Raw genomic sequence first — 20,735 nt, forward strand, 5'->3', positions numbered from 1 at the left:
ACCGTCGGCCGGGGCGGGCCCGCATGTGCCGCGCCCGCCCCGGCCGGGAACAGGACCCATCCGTGACCTCCGCCGAACCGGCGCACGCCGCGCCCCACGCCCGGGAGAAGGCCCCACCCGTGACCGCCGTCAAGCCCGAGCGTCCGGTGCGTCAGGCGCGCACCGTGTGCAAGAACCGCGACTGGTTGCACGGACTGCTCATGTCCACGCCCGCCGTCGCAGGACTCATAGCCTTCGTCGCCATCCCGTTCGGCTACGCCGTCGTCCTCTCCTTCTACAACGTCCGCCTCGGCTCCCCGCTCGCACCGACCTTCTTCGGCCTGGAGCAGTACCGGCGGCTGTTCACCGACCCCGACCTGTCCGGCCCCTTCCTGCGGGCCCTGCTCAACAACCTCACCTTCGCCGTGGTCGTCGTCCCCGTACAGACGGCCCTGGCCCTCGGACTGGCCATCCTGCTCAACCGCAAGCTCAAGGCGATCGGCCTGTTCCGGTCCTTCTTCTTCATGCCGGTCGTCTTCCCGATGGCGCTGGTCGCCGTGATCTGGCGGCTCATCCTCGCCCGCGGCGACCAGGGCATGCTCAACTCCGCACTGCACGCGGTGAGTTTCGGCAACTGGGGCGCCCTCGACTGGCTCGGCGACTCCGCCACCGCGATGGCCTCGATCATCGTGCTGTCCATCTGGCAGGGCGTCGGCTTCCAGATGGTCATCCTCCTCGCCGGACTCCAGCAGATCCCGGGCGAGCTCTACGAAGCCGCCGAACTCGACCGCGCCGGCCGCTGGCAGCAGTTCCGCCACGTCACCCTGCCCGGAATCCGCGGCACCCTCGTCTTCGTCGTCCTGCTCACCTCGGTGCTCTCCTTCCGCGTCTTCGACCAGGTCTACGTCCTCATCGACGGCGGCGGCCTCAACGAGGACGCCACCCGCACCGTGATGTACCAGGCCGTCACCACCGCCTTCGACCAGAACAACATCGGCCAGGCGTCCGCGATCACCGTCGTCTTCTTCCTGATCGTCGTCGCCCTGACCCTCATCCAGCGCCGCGTCGTCCGGCCCGACAACGAGGACTGACCATGAGCAGCACCACGGGCCTCACCCGTACACCCCTGCGACGCTTCCTCGACTACGCCGTCCTGTCCGTCCTGGCGTTCGTCTTCGCGCTGCCCGTCCTCTACCTGTTCGTCGGCAGCCTCAAGCCGTCGGACGAGGTACTCGACGGCCTGTCCGGCTTCCTGCCCACCCACCTGTCCCTCGACAACTACACAGCCGTCCTCGACAGCCTCAACTCAGACAGCACCGGCTACTTCTGGCGCTTCATGGGCATCTCGCTGCTGCTGGCGTTCGTCGTCGTCACCGGCGGTCTGTTCGTCAACTCGATGGCTGCGTACGGGCTGTCACGGCTGAAGTGGCGCGGCCGGAACGCCGTCTTCACCCTCGTCCTGCTGCTGATGCTGGTCCCGTTCGAGTCGGTGGCCGTCCCGCTCTTCTACCTGTTCAACGACCAGCGCAACACCCTCTACATCCTGGCGCTCCCGTTCATCGCCAACGCCTTCTCGGTCTACCAGTTCCACACGTTCTTCCGCTCGATCCCGCCGAGTATCGAGGAAGCCGCACGCATCGACGGGGCGGGCCCCTGGCGCACCTTCTTCGCCATCGTCGTCCCCATGTCGAAGCCGGCCTTCGCGTCCGTGGCGATCCTGACCTTCCTCACCCAGTGGGGCTCCTTCCTGTGGCCGGTGCTGATGGTCTCCGACCCCTCGGTACGCCCCCTCCCCCTGGAGATGAGCGTCTTCCAGGCCCAACTGCCCCCGGACTACGGCCAGACCCTCGCCTTCGGCGTCCTCCTGGTCCTGCCCGTACTGATCGTCTTCGTCTTCTTCCAACGCTGGTTCGTCCAAGGCGTGGCCAGCTCCGCGGTCAAGGGCTGAGCCGCTGCCCGAGAGGTGTCCCCTGTAGGCGGACGGCCCGCGTACAGGGGACTGCCGGGTGGGTGGGCGGGGGTTCAGGCATCGCGGGTGTGAGCAGCCCGCTCAGAGGTGCGGGATTCCGGTCAGGGCGGACATCTGGTTGATCACGGGCTGTCCTTGGCAGCCGGTCCACATTTCCTTGGCGCTGCGTGCACTTCGCCGCCTACGTCCTCGCGGTGGGCTTTCGGGAAAGTGGCCGGTTGCGGGATGGTGGGGTGTCGGTCGCGAGTACGGGGGTGTGCGGTTGAGGATCGCAGTGACGGGAGCGTCTGGTTTCCTGGGACGCCTGCTGGCCGGAGCACTGCTGAAGAGGAAAGTGTTCGCCGGCGAGCCGGTCACCCGGCTGGTGCTGGTCGACCGCGTCGCATGGCCCGACCCGCGGTCGACGGCTGATCCGCTGGTGGAGGTGGTGCAGGGTGATGTGGTCGACCGCCTGACCGAGGTGTTCGCGGAACCGGTGGACGTGGTGTTCCATCTCGCGGCGGCGGTGTCGGCCGAGTGCGAGGCCGATTTCGACCTCGGCATGCGCGTGAACCTGGACACCACCCGCGCGGTGCTCCAGGCGGCGAGAGCGCAGTCGGTGGCCGGTGGGCCGGTGGCGCGGGTGGTCTTCGCCAGCAGTCTCGCCGTCTACGGCACCCGCCCGACACCGGGGCCGGCCCCGGTGATCAGCGAGACGACGCTGCCGACGCCCCAATCGAGCTATGGCACACAGAAGTTGATGTGCGAGCACCTGATCGCGGACATGACGCGTCGCGGCTTCGTCGACGGGCGGATCGCCCGGCTGATGACCGTCGCGGTACGGCCGGGCCGGCCGAACGCGGCCGCCTCCGGCTTCGTCTCCGCCGTCATCCGCGAGCCGCTCGCGGGACGGCCGGCCGTCTGCCCGGTCGACCCCGGCCTGCAGGTGGCGTTGTCCTCGCCGCGACGCACCGTCCAGGGCATCCTGCGCATAGCCGAGGCCGAACTCGGCACCGGGCCCGGGCGCCTGGACGGCGCGATGCCGGTCAACCTGCCCGCCCTGACGGTCTCGGTCGCCGAGATGCTCGCCACGCTCCGGGAGCTGGCCGGCGACCCGATCGCCGACCTGGTGACCCTCGCCCCCGACCCGGCCGTGGAAGCAGTCGTCGGCTCGTGGCCCGCCCTCTTCGACAACCGGCGCGCCGCAGGCCTCGGTCTGCGGCCCGACCCGAGTTTCGTGTCCGTGGTGCGGGACTACCTCACCGATCACGCTGACGCGGTCAGTGACGCGGTCAGTGACGCGGTCAGTGACGCGGTCCGCGGTCAGTGACGCGGTCAGTGACGCGGTCGCTGACACGGGGCATTGACCGACTTCGACATCGACCTGCGCGAGTTGCCGGCGTCAGGTGCGGGGGTAGGGGGCAGGAAGCGAAGGCGTCGCGCTTGGGCATCTCCGCGAGGTGATCCCGCGGTCTGCCGCCCGCATCATGATCATCGCCCTCCCGCAGTGGGCGGATGTCGTCGCCGTCGCGGACTGGGTCAAAGCCGTCGCATCGCAGTAGTGCAGACAGGGGGTGTTCGAGGCCACGGCGTTTCCGTGACGCCGTTCCGCGAGCACCTACTCAGCGTCCCGACGGCCCCTCGGTTCCGGCATCGCCCGCACTGGGGCGGAATTCCGGGAGGGTGGGGGACTCACCGGTGAGGTTGGTGATCATCTGTGTGCACAGGTCACGGAGTTTGATGTTGCGGTGCTGGGAGGCGGAGCGCAGGATGCCGAAGGCTTCCTGGGCGGTGCAGCGTCGCTGGCCCATGATCACGCCGAGGGCCTGGTCGATGACGCTGCGGGACTGCATGGCGGTCTGCAGCTGGTCGGCGAATTCCTGGGTGTCGCTGATGCGTCGGGCCAGGGCGATGCCACCGGTGGCCTGCGCGGCCAGAGAGCGCAGAGCGGCGAGGTCGGTGTGCTCGAACGCGGCAGGCGGACCGAAGTACAGGTTGAGGGCGCCGGCTGTGTGCGTGTGCGGGGCGATCGGCAGCGAGAGGGAGGAGCGAATCCCGCAGGCGGCGGCGTAGGCGGGGTAGTCGCCCCAGCGGCTCTCACCGAGCATGTCGTGTACGGCGATCTCCACACCGGTGCGCAGCGCCTGCAGGCAGGGCCCCTCGTCCTGGCCGTACTGCTTCTCGTCCAGCTTCGGTGCCGGGGGCCCGACGCTGACCACGGTGACCGGCCGGCCGTCGCCCTCCAGGGTCACTCCGGCCCCCTCGGCGAGGGACAGCTCCAGGGCGGCGTCGGCCAGCGTCTGCAGGAAGTCCTCCACCGAGTCGGTCTCCAGTACCCACTGATGGATCTGGCTGCTGTCGTACCTGTCATGGCCATTCATCATGTGTTCCTTCGCAAGGCCCACGGCCCCCTGGGTCGGCATCGGTCGTTGCCACCGGGGCTTCGGAGTCCAGGATCCGAAGGCACGCCTCCAGTGCGGCCACGGCCTTACGCCCGTGCAAGCGCGGCGCGGTGTGGCCTCCGCTTCACACGCTACTCCGGCATCACCGCCCGGCCGCCTCGCTCACCAGGTGTCAGGCAGCACTCTTCTTGCGGCGTCCGGCCGCTCCGGCCAGCGCGTCGACGAGCTCCTCCCGGCTCATCCTGGAGCGGCCGGTGATGTTCTGCTCGGTGGCCCGCTCGTACAGCTCCGCCTTGCTCAGCTGCCGTAGCTCGCTCTTGCCTGTGGCGCGCCGGCCGCGGGCCGTGGCCGAGGCACGGGCCGACTTCGGCGGCGCCTGCCTGCGGGCGGTCTGCTTCGCCGCCTTCGCGGCCGGCTTGCGCGCCGCCTTGCGCGTCGGGGCCGCCTTCCTCCGCCCCGGCTCACCTGCCGCCTTACGGTCGCCGCGGGCCTGGTCGATGCTGCCCTGCAGGACCTGCATCAGGTCGATGACGTTCGTGGCGGTCGGCGCCCCTTCCGCCGCCTCGATCTCCTGGCCCTCGGCCTTCGCCGTCACCAGCTCGCGCACCTTCTCCTGATAGGTGTCGTGGTACCGGGCCGGGTCCCACGGGCCGCTGAGGGTGTCGACCAGCTGGAGTGCCATGTCCAGCTCCTTGCCCTTCCCCGCCCGGCCGGAGGGCAGTTCGGGCAGTTCCTTGTCCGGGTCGCGTACCTCGTCGGCCCAGTGCAGAGTCTGGAGCACCAGGATGTCGTCCTCCGCGCGCAGGGCGGTCAGGTACTGCTTGCCGCGCATCACGAACGTGGCGATCCCGACCTTGTCCGCCTCGGCGAGGGCGGCACGCAGCAGCTCGTAGACCTTGGTGTACTCCTTGCCGCGCGGGGCGATGTAGTACGTGCGGTTGAAGTAGACGGGCTCGATGTCGGCCAGGTCGACGAAGTCGCTGATGTCGATGGTCTGGGAGCGACCCGGCGCGATCCGGTCCAGCTCGTCCGGTTCCACGACCACGTACTCGCCGTCGGCCACCTCGAAGCCCTTCACGATGTCCTTGCCGTCCACTTCCTCGCCGGTGCGTTCGTTGACCCGACGGTTGCGGATCCGGTCGGCGCTGCCGCGCTGCAGCTGGTGGAAGTGGACGGTGTGGTCCTGGGTCGACGTGTACAGACCGACCGGCACGCTGACCAGCCCGAAGGTGATCACACCGGTCCAGATCGCACGTGCCATGACCGCACACTCCAGTCCGTCCGTCCTCATCGGCGCGACGAGCGCAGATGCTCCTGTCGACACCACGCTGGCACCTCATGACCCGGAGCGCGCGTCGGGCGCGGGCCGGGGGAGTGGCACCGTGCAGCCGTCGGAGCGTCGGGGAAGCGCCGTACGCCCATGAAGGACGCCTTGCAGGCGTATTGTCCGTATATGGGAGATGGTCGGTGTTGTCGGACCGGAGCCGCGTCGCACGGGTTCCCGATGGGCACCGACGCACGGGCTGCTCGAAGTCGCTCCGGGCGTGTGGGGGGATCACCCGGCATCTGCAGAGGCAGGTGAGAGCGTGACCGATGCCGCGTCCACCGATACCTCTGAGAGCTTCGGCCCGGAGGCGCTGGAGTCCGTCCTGCTGCAGTTCGTGCGGGAGATCGGCGCCAGCGTATGCGGGCTCTACCTGCCGTCACCGGACGAGCCCGTAATGCAGCTGTCTCTGCTGAGCGGAGTCTCGTGGCGGATCGCCGTTCCGTGGGCGCGGGTGAAGCTGGACGCGTCGACCCCGGTGGCCGACGCCGTGCGGGAGCGCCGCCTGGTGTGGATCGGCACCCAAGAGGAACGGGCACGCCACTACCCGAAACTGGCGCTCGTCCTGCCCCACCCCTTCGCCATGATGGCCGCCCCGATCACGACCGGCCCGATCCTGTGGGGCGGCCTGGTGCTGCACTGGCCCGCATCCCACCCCCCGACGCTGAGCATGCACGAACGTGAGGAGATCCGGAGCGTCTGCGACCGCCTCGGCGTGATCCTTCGGCAGGCCGCCGACAGCGGTCGTCCCGTGCTGCCGGGTTCCGAGCCGCGGATACTCCCTCCGCCGCGGACCCGCACCGCCGGGCACGACGAGGCACAGGCCGCGGTCGGCTTCGCCGAGCGTCTTCCCGACGGCTGCTGCTCGCTGGATGTGGACGGCCGGATCACCTTCATCACCATCGCCGCGGCCGACCTCCTCGGCGTCGACGTGTCCGACCTGCTGGGAGCACGGCCCTGGGAGGCGCTGCCGTGGCTGGACAACCCCGTCGCCGAAGACCGCTACCGGTCCGCAGCGCTCAGCCGCCAGCCCACGTCCTTCACCACGCTGCGCCCACCGGGGCACTGGCTGTCCTTCCACCTCTACCCGGACGCCAGCGGCATCAGTGTGCGCATCGTCCCCACTCCTGCGGCCCAGAACGCAGACCCTCCGCGGCTGGTCCACCCCGCGCCGCCCGCCGAACCGGGCCGGGCCACCGCCCTCTACGCCTTGACGCATCTCGCGGTCGCCCTCACCGAGGCCGTCGGCGTGCGCGATGTCGTCGACCGGGTCGCCGACCAGGTCCTGGCGGCCTTCGGCGCCCGGGCCCTGGCCCTGATGACCACACAGGAGGGGCGACTGCGGATCATCGGCCACCGCGGCTATCCCGCCGACCTCATGGACAGCTTCGACGCCACCCCCCTGAGCGCCGACACCCCTGCCGTGCATGTCCTGACCACCGGCATCCCCTCCTTCTTCGCCAGCTTCGAGGAGCTGAAACGGGTCCATCCCCCCGCCGTCCTCGTGGACGGCATGGCCTCCTGGGCGTTCCTGCCGCTGATCACCACCGGCCGCCCCGTCGGCTCCATGGTTCTGGCCTACGACCAGCCCCATCTCTCCACCCCGCAGGAACGTGCTGTCCTCACCGCCCTCGCCGGACTGATCGCACAGGCCCTGGACCGCGCCCATCTCTACGACGCCCAACACCAGCTCGCCCACAATCTCCAGGCCGGCCTGCTGCCCCGTACGCTGCCCCGCATCCCCGGCCTCGAGGTGGCAGCCCGCTATCTCCCCGCCGGGCGCGGCACCGGTATCGGCGGCGACTTCTACGACTTCATCCGCCTCGACGAGACGACCGCCGCCGCAGCCATCGGTGACGTCCAAGGCCACAACGTGCAGGCCGCCACCCTCATGGGACAGGTCCGAACCGCCGTCCACGCCACCGCCGGCGAACCCCCCGGCGAGGTCCTCGCCCGTACCAACCGCCTGCTCGTCGACCTCGACCCGGGCCTGTTCACCAGCTGTGTCTACATCGCCCTCGACATGGCCCGTCACCACGCCTGTCTGGCCACCGCCGGCCATCCACCTCCGATCTTGCGCCACCCCGACGGCCACACCGAAGTCCTCCCCCTCCAGCCCGGCCTCCTGCTCGGCATCGACCCCGCAGCCGACTACCCCACCACCGAGATCTGCCTGCCACCCGGCTCCGTGCTGGCGCTGTACACCGACGGACTCATCGAAGCGCCCGACGTCGACATCGAGGACGCCATCCACAGCCTCGCCGACCGGCTGGCCCAGGCCCGCACCCGGGACATCGAGATCCTCGCCAACAGCCTGGTGGACCACGCCGGGCAGCCCGCGCTCCAGAGCGACGACGTCGCGCTGCTGCTCATCCACGCGCGCTAGATGGATTGACCTGAAGCGTTGTTCACACGAGCCGCCGTCTGGCCGTGACCGGGTTGCCGGCTCGACTGCCGCGTGGGCCGGGCTCCAGGGCCGATCGGCTGAGGTGCGGCGCGCCTCGGCTGTGTGGGCGGCGGCCGGTGCAGGATCGGTCTGGCGGCCGTGGGAGGGGCTGCCCGGCACAGCCCACCGTGTGAAGAGGTCCGGCCATGACACCGTTCGACGACCCGATGTCGCAGTCCCTCGCCCACCCGGCACTGGAACCCGTCCAGGACGACACCCTCGGCGTCACGCCGACCGCGACGTGACCACCGCTCCGCGCGGGGACGCGTCGGATGGCGGCCGCTACGGCGAGGCCGTCTTCCGTCCCGAACAGGCGGGCGAGGGCGAGCGCATCGACTTCGGTGCCCTCGCGTACGACGACATCACCATGGCGCGGCTGCGGGCCCTCGGGGTCGGCCCGGGGTGGCGCTGTCTTGACGTGGGTGCCGGAACGGGCACGGTCTCTCGCCGGTTGCTGGAGGAGGCCGGGGCGGAGAGCGTGCTGGCGGTGGACCGGGACGTGCGTTTCGTGAGCGCGCGGCCCGTGCCCGGGCTTGACGTGCTGGAGGCCGACATCACGGCCCCGGATGCCGTACCCGGCCGGTTCTCGCTCGTCCACGCACGCTTCGTGCTGATGCACCTGCCCGAGCGCGAACGCCTGATCACAGCTCTGGCCGAACTCGTCGCGCCCGGCGGTGTGCTGGTGCTGAGCGACGCGGTCGACCTGACGAGTGACCGGGTGCCCGGCACGCCGTACGGCGCGGCGATGCGGGCGATGTGGCAGGGGCTGCGGGCCACTATCGGTACCGATGTCTCCTGGGTGCCGTCGTACCCACATCTGCTGCGTGGGGCGGGGCTCGAGTCCATCGCTGCCGAGATCCATGTGCCGCCGCTGCTGCCGGGCAGTCCCCTCAGCCGCTTCTGGGCGGACACGTGGGAACGGAGCAGAGAGGCGATGCTCGCCACCGGCCTGGTTGACGGCACGGGCGTCGACGAGGCGATCCGGTACCTGGACTCCGACGAATGCGCCGCGTTGTCGGCCGGCATGCTGACCGTCTGGGGATGGAAACCCGGCGAAGCCCCGCGATGACCCGCGATGACCCGCGATGACCCGTCCCCGAGCTGTCGGCTGTGACGCCGCGCCCCGGATCGAGCCGTGGCCGGTGTGACCGGCTAGCGTTCACCTTCATTCCATTGCAACTTTATGAGTGGGGCTTGTTGCGTTAGCTCCGGACCATTGCAATGATTTATCTGCTTTGACCTGGGATTATGTTGAGCTTTCGCAAATACTTTGTTGCCCGTTCTGTGAATGCAACGTAGCGTTTCTGTCATGAGAAACGACGGGCCGAGGGCCTCGCAGGTCCAGGGGTCCGTGCTTCGCGGAGTGGGCGACCAAGGGAGTCGGATCATGGAGACAGCGCAGAGCCGGCAGCAGGTGGCACCCGGCGCCTTCACCTCCCTGGCCCGCTTCGTGCTCTGCGGCGGCGGAGTGGGGCTCGCCTCCAGCTTCGCCGTGGCAGCCCTCGCCTCCCGGATGCCCTGGGGTCTGGCCAACGCCCTGGTCACCGTGATCTCCACGCTCCTGGCCACCGAGCTGCACGCCCGCTTCACCTTCGGCGCGGGCGGGCGCGCGACCTGGAGCCAGCATGCGCAGTCGGCCGGATCCGCGACGGCCGCGTACGCGGTGACCTGCGGGGCGATGCTTGTCCTGCAGCGGTTGGTGGAGGCACCCGGTGCGGTGCTCGAGCAGGCCGTCTACCTGTCCGCCTCCGCACTCGCCGGTATCGGACGCTTCGCGGTGCTGCGCCTCGTCGTCTTCGCACGGAACCACTCGCAGGTCGCGGCCACCGCCGGCCCCGCCCGACCCGTGCACGCGACGGTGACCCGCGCGGCGACACCGGCCGGTTCGGCGGTGCTGTGCCGCGCCGCCTGACCGTGTGCCGGGCGGGCCCGGCGGGCCGCGCGGGTCGCCGGGCGTGAGTGGCATGGATCTCCCTCTCTCCCGCTATACTCGATCTTGAGCTGGCTGCCGGAACTCCCGGTGTCCGACTGTGCGTTGGTGGTCCAAGGAAAGACGTCCCGCTTCCTGCGGGGAGATGCAGGTGCAAGGCCTGCCCGGCGCTCTGTGCTGCAGATCCCGCCCCCTGACCCAGGGGGCGGGATCTGTTGCGTATGGCGCACTGTGCCGGGCCGCACCTGTCGTGCTGCCTTCACCCTTCCGTGACGCGCGCCAAGGCCCGCAGGACTGCCCCCCGCCCCCCGTTCGGCACCGTCCACAGGGTCTGTCCCCGCACGCCCCACCGCCTCAACAGGGCGTTGGCCGCGAGGAAGCCGCTGGTCGCCGCACGCTCCATCAGCGCCACGGGCAGGTCCGTGCGCACCAGGTCCCCCGCCACCACCAGTCCCGGGTCAGGGGTGCGGACGGCAGGGCGGTCCGTGTAGGAGCCCACCGTGAACAGCGGGCAGTCGGCCCTCCACTCGTGCCGCTCGTCGACGATCCGAGCCGAGCGGGTCTCGGGGTACACCCGGTGCAACTGATCCAGCAGACGCCTGCGTTCCACGTCCTGCCCCGAGTCCACCGCGAGCGCGTAGGCGTGCAGTTCCACCACCGAACCGCCGGTGCGGGCCGACCACCGGGCGGCCTCGCCCTCCCAGCGGTTCAGCACGCTGACGTTGTCGAGGGTGCCGTAACCGGCGGTGCCCAGAAATCCCGGCCGGTCGTGCGCTACCGGCCGGTCCAGCCACAGGCGGGAGACGAGGAAGGGCGGCGCGCTGCGCAACTGCCCCACCCGCTCGCGCCAGCGGGCGTCGCCGAGTCGCGGCGAACGGCCGACCACCGCCCGCAGGCCCGGAGTGTCCATGGCCAGGACCACGGTGTCGTACGGTCGTTCGTCCTCCGCCGTGGCGACGGTGAACCCGCCGTCGGGAGTCGGCGTAATGCTCTCGACGGGAGTCGCCGTCCGGATGTCGGCGCCGTGACGGCACAGATAGTCGGTCAGTGGTTCCCACAGTGCCTGCGGAAACGGCTCGTTGGGCACGTCGAAGAGCAGGCCCTCGGCCGAGCCGAGGAAGTAGATGTGGAACATCAGCACCATCTCGGCTGCGGACAGCTGTCGTGGGTCGGCGAAGAAGCTGCGGGAGAACACCTCGAACGCCAGGTGGTGGGCGGCCTCGGGGAAGCGGATGGCCGCCAGGAAGTCATGGGCGCTGACGGAGTCCAGACGCCCGTACACCTCGGGGACCCGGACGTCGAGCAGGGGCAGTGCGGCGACGGGATTCATGCGCAGCAGGTCGCGGGCGCCGAAGGTGGGGCTCAGTGCCACGAAGCCCAGTGCGCTCCAGGGCGGTGTTCGCGGGACCCGGCGGAAGCTGTCGCGCAGTCCGCTGCCGTGCTGCAACGGGTAGTCGGGCAGGGGCGCCAGACGCTGGAGGCCAGGGTCGGTTCGACGGAGCAGTCCGCGCAGGTTGTAGTACTGGCGGAAGAAGGCGTGGAAGCCGCGGCTCATGGTGGCGGTGCTGCCGTCGCGCAGCGTCACCGGCGCGCCGGAGAGCCGTCCGCCGAGGGCGGGTTCGCGCTCGTGGAGCGTGACCCGTACGCCCCGTTCCGCGAGGGCTGTCGCGGCCGCGAGGCCCGCGATGCCACCGCCGACGACGGCGGTGGTGGGGGCGCCCGGACCGCCGACCCGGTCGGCGCCCGGGTGGGCGGGCAGGATCAGGGCCCGGCGGTCCCGGCCGCGTCGTGCGGTGGGTGCGATCCGCTCGCTCATCAACTCCCCTCCGGGGCGGTGTCGGTGTGCCGCGCGACGATCGTGTGGGTGATGCCGGTCTGCCAGCCCGGCAAGGGCAGGACCCGCACGTGGTCGAACCCGGCGGAGCGCACCCGGGCGGCGAACTCCTCGACGGTGTCGAACTCGACGACGCTGCGCCACAGATGGCGGTACAGACGACTGTCTCCCAGGGCACTGCCCACGGGAAGCACGAGGCCCCCGCACACGGCCGTCCACACCGCACGGTCGATCAGGCGGCCACTGAGGGTGTACTCGTGGACGCCGAGCCGTCCACCGGGGGCGAGGAGACCGTGCACGGCGCGCAGCACTCCGTCGGGATCCGCGGTGTTGCGGAAGAGGTAGGCGGCGAAGACCGCGTCGAGCGGTCCGCGGACGCCGACCTGGTCGAGGTGCTCCGCCGGGGTGTGCAGGAACGTGACCCGTTCCGGCCACCGCTTGGCGGCCGCCCGTTCCAGCATGCCCGCGGAGGCGTCCGCGGCGATGATCTCGGCGCCCGGCAGCATCGCGACGAGAGCGGCCGTCGAGGCGCCGGTGCCACACCCCAGGTCGAGCACGCGGCGGCCCTCACCGTGCCCCAGGCCGAGTCGGCGGACCGAGCGGCGCAGATGGGAGTGATAGCCCGGATTGGCGGCCACGAGGGCGTCGTAACTGCGGGCGGCGTGGTCGAAGGCGACGGCCAGATCCGCGTCGCGCAACAAGGTCATTCGAACTCCTGGGGGGAGGTGGGGGGATGGGTCCCCTGGCAGCGGCGGTCAGGGCCGGTCGGAGGGGCGGCGGGGCAGGAAGGGCAGCTCCGCGACCGAGCGGAGCATGGGCAGCACGGGGACGTGGGCGCCGATGGCGAGGTCCTCGTGCAGCCTTGTGCCGCCGTCGAGGAAGCGCAGCAGCCGCTGGGCGGGGACACGGGAGAAGAGCCGCGTGAAGAACGCGGCCCCCTCGATGCGGCCGGTGTCCAGAGCCCGCAGCAGGGCGGCGTCCATCGCCCGTGAGCGCACCGAGTGCGCCGGGGAAGGCATCGGGTGGCGGCCTGCCCGCAGCGCGGACGCGACGGTTTCGACCTGCCGCTGCACGGACGCGAAGGTGTAGCCGGTCGAAGGGCGGGTCGCGCCGCCGGCGGCGCCGATACGGAAGACGGACTCGCCGGTCCGGCGGGCGAAGACCGCGTCGGTCATCGGGATCACGCCCGTCTCGGTCCCCACGACGGCGAAACGGCCGAGTCCGAGCACCTCCTGCGTGTAGCGGCGCAGCGCCGACTCGTATCCCCGCGGGGACAGCACGGTGGGGGAGAACTCCGTGTACTCGACGAGGGCGTGGTGGGGACCGGTGGGCAGCACGTAGCCGAACGACAGACCCTTGGCGGGCTGGGGCGTGCGGAAGTCCATGAACTCCGCCACCAGTGGGTCGAACACCACTCGCTCGGTATGCACGAACCAGCCGTGGAAGTGCTGCAGGAGCGTGGTGCGCGCGGCGGGGAGACCGCCCAGCGGACGGGAGTCGAACACCCAGCGGGCGCTCACCGGGCAGGGGTCGCCGGCCGCGTCGTACGCGAGGATCTCGGCGCCGCCGTGCACGTTCTGCACGGTGTCAACGGCGGCCTCCACCCGTCGGACCGTGGGAGCCGCCGCCAGGTCACGGGTGACCAGTCGTTCGAAGTCGTCGGAGCGGATCATCTTGTACCGCAGCGGCGCGATGTCCCTCGTGTGGGCACGGCCATCCGGGCCGTGTACGCGCAGGCGCTGCCAGGACGCCGTGACGGCGGCCTCGTAGGGGCCGGTGCCAGCCTCCCAGAAACACCAGGTGCGTCGCGGCGCCTGGAGTGGTCCCGGTGGCGCCGCGATCAGGGCGACCGTCAGCGGCGGAGCACCGGGTGCGGGGCGTGCCAGCCGGTGGGCCAGGGAGAGGCCGGCGGCTCCCGCGCCGACGACGGCGACGTCCGCCTCGATCACCACGTCTCCCCTCTGTGGCGCGCCCGCGGAGGAGCGCCTGCCACGAACACGTCTCCGGCGCGACCGCGCAGGAGCGCCTGCCACGAACATTCCGCCGCACACCGCGGTTCGGATGCGGCCGAGGCGCAGGTTCCCGCTCTGCCACCGACCACGGGCGAAGGCGGGTTCCGCACGCGGCGTCACCGCCACACCCGGCGGGCGCGGCGCAGCGAGGCCGTGGCCATGGCCGTCAGGCCTCGCCCACGCCGCTCCTTGGCATCGCGAGAGGGCACCCCGCTCCTTGGCATCGCGAGAGGGGCGTGGCGGAACGTGCTCGCTGCAAAGAGACCGTCGGCACGCCCGCGAGCCATGGGCGCCACCGCTTGGCATGGGCGCCGCCGCCTCCGCATGGGCGTCGATTCTTTTCGCTCCGCGCGCATCCGCCGGTGGCCCGCGCACGGAATGCATGACGACCGGCCACCGGACAACGAGAGGAAGCGGCATGCGCTCGACCGACACGAAGGACCATGGCGCTGCCGGGCCGTCGCCCGGTCCCCGCAGCGGTTCTCGTCAGCTTCCGCGCACCACGGACCCGCTTCCTCCCGGTCTCCTTCTGCCGTCGCCGCCGGAGATTCCCGACGCGTCCGTCGACCGCCCGCAGTCGCCCTACCCGGCGGACGCCCGCGATGTGCGCGGCGCCGACCAGGACGTCCCGTACGCCGTGACCCGGGCCCTCGACGCCGCCCTCGACGAACATCTGACCAGGGCGGCCGGCCTGGACCCGGTGTTCAAGCGCGACATCGCCGACCGGGTGGCCCGCTTCACCCAGGACGGCGGCAAGCGCCTGCGCTCCCAGTTCGCGTGGTGGGCCTGGCGGGCCTGCGGCGGCACCGATCCCGCCGACGCCCGGGCCGTCCTGGACATCGGCGCCGCCCTCGAACTCGTCCAGACATGCGCCCTCGTCCACGACGACGTCATGGACGGGGCCAGGCTGCGCCGCGGCCGCCTCTCCCTGCACGCCGACGTCACGGCGCAGTACGCCTACGCGGTTCCCGACCGAGGCGGTGAACGCCTCGGAGAAGCCGCGGCGATCCTCGCCGGGGACCTCGCCCTCGCCTGGGCGGACGACCTGGTCGCCGCCGCGGTGACCGCACCCGCCACCGACCGTCGGGTGCGGGACGTCTGGAGCGCCATGCGCACGGAGATGGTGGCCGGGCAGTACCTCGACGTACAGGGGCAGGCGACCTCGGTGCGGTCGGTGGCGCGGGCCGTCCGCGCCGCGTGTCTCAAGAGCGCCCTGTACACGGTCGAGCGCCCGATGGCGCTCGGTGCCGCCGTCGCCGGTGCCGACGTCGCCACCACCCGGGCACTGTGCTCGGCCGGCCGGTGCGTCGGCATGGCCTTCCAGCTGCGGGACGACCTGCACGACGTGTTCGGAGACACCCGGAGCACGGGCAAGCCGTCCGGCGGCGACGTCCGGGACGGAAAACCCACCTACCTGGTCGCCGTCGCGCAGGCGCGGGCCGAGGCGGCCGGCGACCACCGGGCACTGGCCGTGCTGCGTCGGCGTCTGGGCTCGGCCGACCTCACGGAGACGGACCTCGACCAGGTCCGTGAGGTGCTGGTCGCGACCGGCGCCCGCGCGACCGTGGAGGCCAAGATCGCCCGGCTGGCCGAGCAGGGGACGCGTCACCTGAACCGGGCCGTCCTGGACACCGGCCCCCGCCGCCGGCTCGACCGGCTGCTGCGCTCCGCAGCCGGCCTGCCGCTGCCCGACGGGAGCGGCGCGCCGCCTCCTCCCGGCCACGCAGTCTCCGTCTCCCTGGCCCTGGCCGCGGAGTCCGAGGGAGCCGTGCGATGAGGACGGTGCCCGGGCGCACGGACCACGTGGTGGTCGTCGGCGCCGGTCTCTCCGGTCTCTCGGCCGCCCTCCACCTCCTCGGCGCCGGACGCCGGGTCACCGTCGTCGAACGCGACCCGCAGCCCGGAGGCCGCGCCGGACGCCTCGACCGAGGCGGCTACCGGGTGGACACGGGACCGACCGTGCTGACCATGCCCGACCTCGCGGACGAGGCGTTCGCCGCCGTCGGCGACAGCCTGTACGACCGCGTCGACCTGATCCCACTGCACCCGGCCTACCGCGCCCGGTTCGCCGACGGCAGCACCCTCGACGTACACACCGAAGCCGAGGCGATGGAGGCGGAGGTCGAGCGGTTCGCCGGTCCCGGTGAGGCGGCCGGGTACCGACGCCTCCGCCGCTGGCTGGAGGACCTCTACCGGGCCCAGACGCGTCACTTCATCGACGCCAACTTCGACTCGCCCCTCGACCTGCTCGGCCCGGATCTCGTCCGCCTCGCCGCGCTCGGCGGCTTCGGCCGCCTCGCTCCCGGCATCGGCCGCCACCTGAGCGACGAACGGCTGCGCCGCGTCTTCTCCTTCCAGTCCCTGTACGCGGGCGTGCCCCCCAAGCGCGCCCTCGCCGCCTACGCGGTGATCGCCTACATGGACACCGTCGCCGGGGTGTACTTCCCCCGCGGCGGCATGCACGCGCTGCCCCGGGCCATGGCCGACGCCGCCGCCGAGGCGGGCGCCGACCTGCGCTTCGGACAGGGCGTCACCCGGCTGGAGCGCACCGGCGAACGGATCACGGCGGTGGTGACGGATGACGACCGGATCCCCTGCGACGCCGTCGTGCTGACCCCGGACCTGCCGGTGACCTACCGGCTGCTGGGACGGACGCCGAGACGCCCGCTGCGCCTGACCCACGCCCCCTCGGCAGTGGTGCTGCACGCGGGCACGGACCGCACCTGGCCCGAACTCGCCCACCACACCCTGTCGTTCGGCGGCGCGTGGCACGGCACGTTCGACGAACTCACCCGCACCGGCCGCCTCATGAGCGACCCGTCCCTGCTGATCACCCGGCCGACCGTCACGGACCCCGACCTCGCCCCGGCCGGCCGCCACCTGCACTACGTCCTCGCCCCGTGCCCGAACACCGACATCGGGCCCGACGCCACCGCATGGTCAGACCTGGGGCCCGCCTACCGCGACAGCGTCGTCACCGAGCTGGAGCGCCGCGGCCTGACCGGCTTCGGAGCCTCCGTCGAGGAGGAGTGCCTGGTCACTCCCGCCGACTGGCACGCCCAGGGCCACGCGGCCGGCACCCCCTTCTCGGCCGCCCACACCTTCGCGCAGACCGGCCCGTTCCGGCCGCGGAACCTCGTCAGCGGCACCGAGAACGCCGTACTCGCCGGCTGCGGCACCACACCTGGCGTCGGCGTGCCGACCGTGCTGCTGTCCGGAAAACTCGCCGCCGCCCGGGTCACCGGGAGGCAGCCACCGCACCGCACCGGCCTCCGCGCGGTGCGCTCCACGACCGAGGGGACGCCGTCATGACCGCCCGCGAACTCGACGCGGCAGCCGTCACCGATCCCGCCCTGCGCGCCGCCTACGCCCGCTGCCGCGCGCTCAACGCCCGGCACGGCAGGACGTACTTCCTCGCCACCCGGCTGCTGCCGGTGGCGCGCCGACCGGCCGTGCACGCCCTGTACGGGTTCGCACGCTGGGCCGACGACATCGTCGACTCCCTGGACACGGACATGTCCACGGCCGAACGCGCGCAGTGCCTGTCCCGGCTCCAGGGGCGGCTGGAGTGCGGACTGCGCGACGGGTACAGCCCCGAGCCTGTGGTGCACGCCCTGGCCGACACCGCCCGCCGCTACGGGATCGAGCACCGCTACTTCGCCGACTTCCTGACCTCCATGCGCAGCGATCTGGAGGTCACCGACTACCCGACCTACGACGATCTGCAGGGGTACATGTACGGATCCGCCGCGGTGATAGGGCTGCAGATGCTGCCCGTCCTCGGCACGGTGGTCCCGCGTGAGGAGGCGGCCGGGCCCGCGGCCGCCCTGGGCGTGGCCTTCCAGCTCACCAACTTCCTGCGGGACGTGGGCGAGGATCTCGACCGCGGACGCGTCTACCTGCCCGCGGACCTGCTGACCGCGCACGGCGTCGACCGCGACCTGCTGTACTGGAGCCGCCGCACCGGACGAGCCGACGCCCGCATCACGAAGGCGCTCAAGGCCGCCGAAGACCTCACCCGGGACGTCTACCGCCGGGCCGCACCCGGGATCGCGATGCTCGACCCGCTGGCCCGGCCGTGCATCCGTACGGCGTTCGTCCTGTACGCGGGCATCCTCGACGCCATCGCCGAGGACGGGTACGCCGTCGTGCACCGGCGTGCCGCGGTTCCGTGCCGCAGACGTCTCGCGGTCGCCTCCGGAGGGCTGGTGGCCGTGACCGCGGCACGGCTGTCGGCCCGGGCCGACGTGCGCCGCCGGAGCGGACCCGCCTTTCGGGCCCCCGGCGCCCACAGCGTCGCGCCGGCCCCGCGGCCGCGCTCCCGCAGGGCGCCCGCCGTCCCCGAGGAGGCCGCGTGAGCCCCCGACGCCCGGCCGGCCGTGGCCGCTACCCGCTCAGCCTGAGTCCTCGCCCCGTGGCCTGGGAGCACCAGCGGCCCACCTGGCGTGAGGCCCGTCCCGCGCTGATCGCCGAGGCGTTGAAGCGGGCTCAGTCGCGCCCGTCGGGCAACTGGTACGTCGTCGCCGCCAGTCGCCACGTACGCGACGACCGGCCCCTTGGCCGCACCGTCGACGGCCGGGAGGTGGTCGTCTGGCGTACCTCCGACGGGCAGCCGGTCGCCGGACCCGGGGCGTGCCCCCACCTCGGAGCACCACTGCGCGACAGCCCCGTCCGCTGCGGCACCCTCGTCTGCCACTGGCACGGACTGTCCCTGAACGGCAGCCCGTTCGCCGGATGGAAGCCCCTGCCGGCCCACGACGACGGTGTCCTCGTCTGGGTGCGGCTGGATCAGGTCGGCGGCGAGACCCCCTTGCCGGAACCCGTCGTCCCCGCCCGTCCCGCACTGCCCGGCGCCGTGGAGGCCGTCTATACGGCCGTCGGGGTGTGCGAGCCGGAAGACGTGGTGGCCAACCGCCTCGACCCCTGGCACGGGGCATGGTTCCACCCCTACTCCTTCGTGGACCTCACGGTCGTCGACGTACCCGGCCAGGACGCGGCGGGTGGCGACGAGGGGTTCGCCGTCGACGTGTCGTTCAAGGTGGCCGGTCGGCTCGTGGTGCCGGTGCGGGCCGTGTTCACGGCACCGGAGCCGCGTACGGTCGTCATGCACATCACGGAGGGCGAGGGGAAGGGCTCCCTCGTCGAGACGCACGCCACGCCACTCGGCGTGGACGAGCGGGGCAGGCCGCGCACCGCGGTGATCGAGGCCGTGGTCGCCGCCTCCGACCGGCGGGGCTTCGCCCTGGCCCGCCGCCTGGCGCCGATGCTGAGGCCCGCGATGCGCGCGGCTGCGGGCCGACTGTGGCGCGACGACCTCGCCTACGCGGAGCGGCGCTGGCACCTGCGGTCCTCCACTCCCTCCTGAGCGGAACCGTAGGCACGCTGTCAGACGCGCGGCTCCCGGCCGGCCGGCGTGCGGGAAGGGGCCCCGCTGCGATGAGTTCCGGCCGGGTCGCCGGTCTGTTCTGGTGACCGTCGTAGGACGTCTTACGACGGTCTTACGACGGTCACCGGCACGAGACACCCCGGAGGACACCAGGTACGACGGGGCGCCGCACCGGGGGCAGTGCGAGGGGTGCACCACCACGGCCTGGCACCTGAAGGACGCCGTCTACCCCAATGCCCGCGGCGTCTCGTTCGCCATCCTGACGACGGGCCGCTGGGAGAAGGTGGCCTCCCACGTCGAGTTCATGGGCGACACCCAGCCCGGGTACTCGGTGCGCGACGCGGACGCGCCGGTCGGCGGGGAAATGGGTTACCTCGCCTCCTTCCTGCGCGACGGGGACCCCACCTGGGGTCTGACCAGACGCCCCGTGCCGCAGTGGACCCGCCCCGGCGCCACCCCCGAGGAGACCCTGGGCCGACACGGTCACCACCACTGACGCGCCTTCGTCGAGGGCGTCGGCACGACGTGTCAGCTGCCGGTGCCGTCTTTCGCCTCGGCACCGGTGACGTCAGGTTGTTCGGTCGCCGCCCAGGTGGCGAGGAGTCGCAGGGCGTCGTGGTGGGGTGTGCCGGGGGCGGCACTGTAGGCGGTGAGGGTCAGGCCGGGCAGGGCGGGCAGCTCCATGGCGTCGAAGTGAAGGGTGAGCGTGCCGACGGCCGGGTGACGGAAGGACTTGCGGCCGGTGTGGTGCAGGCGCACGTTGTGCTTGGCCCAGGCCGTGCGGAACTCCTCGCTGCGGGTGACGAGTTCGCCGACCAGTCCGGTCAGGTCGCTGTCGTGCGGGGCGCGCCCGGCTTCGGTGCGCAGCAGGGAGACAGTGGTGTTCACGGACTCCTCCCAGTCGGGGAAGAAGTCGCGGCCGGTGGGGTCGAGGAACTGATAGCGGGCGATGTTGACAGGCGGAGCGGCGTCGTCGGTGAACAACGGGGAGTACAAGGCACGACCGAGGTTGTTGACGGCGAGGATGTCCAAGCGGCCGTTGCGGATGAAGGCCGGCGAGTCGGTCATGGAGTTCAGGACGCGCATGACGCCGTCCGGCAGCGGACCGCGGGCGCGCCTGCCGCGGCGGGCAGGGCGCTTGGCGGCGGCGCGGGCGAGATCGTGGAGATGGGCCCGTTCGGCATCGTCCAGCTGGAGGGCGTTCGCCACGGAGTCCAGGACTTCCTCCGAGGCGCCGGCGAGGCGGCCGCGCTCGAGGCGGACGTAGTAGTCGATGCTGACGCCGGCGAGCAGGGCGACTTCCTCGCGACGCAGGCCCGGCACGCGTCGATGGCCACCGTAGGCCGGCAGGCCGGCCTGCCGCGGGGTGATCTTGGCACGGCGGGAGGCCAGGAATGCGCGGATGTCGCTCTCGGTACTCACGCACTCCAGGCTAGGCCGGACGGCACACCTGAGAGGGGTCCTGTCAGTACCT

Annotated in this window: 16 protein-coding genes and 1 pseudogene; 11 read left to right on the top strand and 6 right to left on the bottom strand. The window is 71.9% G+C overall.

Features of this window, described 5'->3' with window-relative positions; genetic code table 11:
- The first annotated feature begins 62 nt into the window (after positions 1–62).
- The 3 genes from AQJ84_RS23610 (at position 63) to denD (ending at position 3,257) form a co-directional block, all read left to right on the top strand.
- A complete protein-coding gene (locus tag AQJ84_RS23610) occupies positions 63–1,070 on the top strand; it encodes a carbohydrate ABC transporter permease (protein ID WP_030038040.1) in 1,008 nt (335 codons plus the stop codon).
- A gap of 2 nt (positions 1,071–1,072) precedes the next feature.
- A complete protein-coding gene (locus tag AQJ84_RS23615) occupies positions 1,073–1,927 on the top strand; it encodes a carbohydrate ABC transporter permease (RefSeq protein WP_030038039.1) in 855 nt (284 codons plus the stop codon).
- A 283-nt stretch (positions 1,928–2,210) separates the two neighbouring features.
- Positions 2,211–3,257 carry a D-erythronate dehydrogenase gene (denD, locus tag AQJ84_RS23620; RefSeq protein WP_030038038.1) on the top strand — a complete coding sequence of 349 codons (1,047 nt, stop codon included), beginning with the start codon at positions 2,211–2,213 and terminating at the stop codon, positions 3,255–3,257.
- Between the two features lie 292 nt (positions 3,258–3,549).
- Here denD and AQJ84_RS23625 read toward each other — a convergent pair whose 3' ends face one another.
- Both AQJ84_RS23625 and ku read right to left on the bottom strand, forming a co-directional pair.
- Complete coding sequence (locus AQJ84_RS23625; protein ID WP_051869565.1) at positions 3,550–4,308, bottom strand: GAF and ANTAR domain-containing protein; 759 nt, start codon at positions 4,306–4,308, stop codon at positions 3,550–3,552.
- A gap of 193 nt (positions 4,309–4,501) precedes the next feature.
- A complete protein-coding gene (ku, locus tag AQJ84_RS23630) occupies positions 4,502–5,590 on the bottom strand; it encodes a non-homologous end joining protein Ku (RefSeq protein ID WP_037802165.1) in 1,089 nt (362 codons plus the stop codon).
- A 325-nt stretch (positions 5,591–5,915) separates the two neighbouring features.
- On the opposite strand from ku, the gene AQJ84_RS23635 reads away from it, so the two are divergent.
- From AQJ84_RS23635 to AQJ84_RS23645, 3 genes are all read left to right on the top strand, one after another.
- On the top strand, positions 5,916–8,039 hold the full coding sequence (locus tag AQJ84_RS23635; protein ID WP_053190999.1) for a SpoIIE family protein phosphatase: 2,124 nt from the start codon (positions 5,916–5,918) through the stop codon (positions 8,037–8,039).
- 301 nt (positions 8,040–8,340) lie between these two features.
- Positions 8,341–9,168: a class I SAM-dependent methyltransferase gene (locus tag AQJ84_RS23640; protein WP_030038035.1), complete on the top strand. Its 828-nt coding sequence runs from the start codon at positions 8,341–8,343 to the stop codon at positions 9,166–9,168.
- A 318-nt stretch (positions 9,169–9,486) separates the two neighbouring features.
- Entirely contained in the window at positions 9,487–10,011 is a 525-nt protein-coding gene (locus tag AQJ84_RS23645) for a GtrA domain-containing protein (protein WP_030038034.1), read from the top strand.
- Between the two features lie 277 nt (positions 10,012–10,288).
- Here AQJ84_RS23645 and AQJ84_RS23650 read toward each other — a convergent pair whose 3' ends face one another.
- The 3 genes from AQJ84_RS23650 to AQJ84_RS23660 are packed head-to-tail and all read right to left on the bottom strand — an operon-like array spanning position 10,289 to position 13,812.
- A complete protein-coding gene (locus AQJ84_RS23650; RefSeq protein WP_053191004.1) occupies positions 10,289–11,845 on the bottom strand; it encodes an FAD-dependent oxidoreductase in 1,557 nt (518 codons plus the stop codon).
- Positions 11,845–12,570: a class I SAM-dependent methyltransferase gene (locus AQJ84_RS23655; RefSeq protein ID WP_030038031.1), complete on the bottom strand. Its 726-nt coding sequence runs from the start codon at positions 12,568–12,570 to the stop codon at positions 11,845–11,847. The genes AQJ84_RS23650 and AQJ84_RS23655 overlap by 1 nt, the downstream gene beginning before the upstream one ends.
- Before the next feature lie 48 nt (positions 12,571–12,618).
- Positions 12,619–13,812 (bottom strand): lycopene cyclase family protein, encoded by a 1,194-nt coding sequence (locus AQJ84_RS23660; protein ID WP_053191006.1) that lies wholly within the window; start codon positions 13,810–13,812, stop codon positions 12,619–12,621.
- A 481-nt stretch (positions 13,813–14,293) separates the two neighbouring features.
- On the opposite strand from AQJ84_RS23660, the gene AQJ84_RS23665 reads away from it, so the two are divergent.
- The 5 genes and pseudogenes from AQJ84_RS23665 to AQJ84_RS23685 form a co-directional block, all read left to right on the top strand.
- Positions 14,294–15,652 carry a polyprenyl synthetase family protein gene (locus AQJ84_RS23665; protein ID WP_053191008.1) on the top strand — a complete coding sequence of 453 codons (1,359 nt, stop codon included), beginning with the start codon at positions 14,294–14,296 and terminating at the stop codon, positions 15,650–15,652.
- A complete protein-coding gene (gene crtI, locus AQJ84_RS23670) occupies positions 15,649–17,187 on the top strand; it encodes a phytoene desaturase family protein (RefSeq protein WP_030038029.1) in 1,539 nt (512 codons plus the stop codon). Before AQJ84_RS23665 ends, crtI begins: the two co-directional genes overlap by 4 nt.
- Positions 17,184–18,233: a phytoene/squalene synthase family protein gene (locus tag AQJ84_RS23675; RefSeq protein ID WP_079022649.1), complete on the top strand. Its 1,050-nt coding sequence runs from the start codon at positions 17,184–17,186 to the stop codon at positions 18,231–18,233. The genes crtI and AQJ84_RS23675 overlap by 4 nt, the downstream gene beginning before the upstream one ends.
- Positions 18,230–19,240: a DUF5914 domain-containing protein gene (locus AQJ84_RS23680; protein ID WP_030038027.1), complete on the top strand. Its 1,011-nt coding sequence runs from the start codon at positions 18,230–18,232 to the stop codon at positions 19,238–19,240. The genes AQJ84_RS23675 and AQJ84_RS23680 overlap by 4 nt, the downstream gene beginning before the upstream one ends.
- Positions 19,241–19,415: 175 nt before the next feature.
- Positions 19,416–19,757 (top strand): annotated as a pseudogene (locus AQJ84_RS23685) (DUF899 family protein); the annotation flags it as partial.
- A gap of 32 nt (positions 19,758–19,789) precedes the next feature.
- Here the strand turns inward: AQJ84_RS23685 and AQJ84_RS23690 are convergent.
- On the bottom strand, positions 19,790–20,683 hold the full coding sequence (locus AQJ84_RS23690; RefSeq protein WP_053191010.1) for a helix-turn-helix transcriptional regulator: 894 nt from the start codon (positions 20,681–20,683) through the stop codon (positions 19,790–19,792).
- Between the last annotated feature and the right edge of the window lie 52 nt (positions 20,684–20,735).

The organism is Streptomyces resistomycificus, from assembly GCF_001514265.1.
Taxonomy (GTDB): domain Bacteria; phylum Actinomycetota; class Actinomycetes; order Streptomycetales; family Streptomycetaceae; genus Streptomyces; species Streptomyces resistomycificus.

Coding starts and splice junctions, on each gene's coding strand:
- AQJ84_RS23615 (WP_030038039.1), top strand. CDS start 1,073: ATGAGCAGCACCACGGGCCTCACCCGTACACCCCTGCGACGCTTCCTC.
- AQJ84_RS23625 (WP_051869565.1), bottom strand. CDS start 4,308: ATGAATGGCCATGACAGGTACGACAGCAGCCAGATCCATCAGTGGGTA.
- ku (WP_037802165.1), bottom strand. CDS start 5,590: ATGGCACGTGCGATCTGGACCGGTGTGATCACCTTCGGGCTGGTCAGC.
- AQJ84_RS23645 (WP_030038034.1), top strand. CDS start 9,487: ATGGAGACAGCGCAGAGCCGGCAGCAGGTGGCACCCGGCGCCTTCACC.
- AQJ84_RS23650 (WP_053191004.1), bottom strand. CDS start 11,845: ATGAGCGAGCGGATCGCACCCACCGCACGACGCGGCCGGGACCGCCGG.
- AQJ84_RS23655 (WP_030038031.1), bottom strand. CDS start 12,570: ATGACCTTGTTGCGCGACGCGGATCTGGCCGTCGCCTTCGACCACGCC.
- AQJ84_RS23665 (WP_053191008.1), top strand. CDS start 14,294: ATGCGCTCGACCGACACGAAGGACCATGGCGCTGCCGGGCCGTCGCCC.
- crtI (WP_030038029.1), top strand. CDS start 15,649: ATGAGGACGGTGCCCGGGCGCACGGACCACGTGGTGGTCGTCGGCGCC.
- AQJ84_RS23675 (WP_079022649.1), top strand. CDS start 17,184: ATGACCGCCCGCGAACTCGACGCGGCAGCCGTCACCGATCCCGCCCTG.